This window comes from Frigoribacterium sp. AC759 (assembly GCF_979256015.1).
Window position 1 is genome coordinate 1 of sequence record NZ_CEEDMT010000219.1, and the last position, 231, is coordinate 231.

Below are 231 nucleotides of genomic sequence, written 5' to 3' on the forward strand. Positions count from 1 at the left end.
CGAAGTCGGCAGCGGCCTGCGGCGCATCGTCGCGATGGTCGTCGCCGTCGTGCTCGTGACCTTCCTCTCGCTGACTTTCGTCGGTACGGCGGCGCTGCTGCAGATGCAGATCAATCAGATGAAGGGCTACTGGTCCGACAAGGCCCAGGTGGCGGTGTACCTCTGCACCGACACCGACACGACCGGCCACTGCACGGGCGCGAAGGCCACGCAAGACCAGATCGACGCGGT

Annotated in this window: 1 pseudogene; it reads left to right on the top strand. The window is 65.8% G+C overall.

Annotated elements, in window-relative coordinates:
* Nucleotides 1–231, top strand: a pseudogene (locus ACZ6JE_RS15730) (permease-like cell division protein FtsX); the annotation flags it as partial.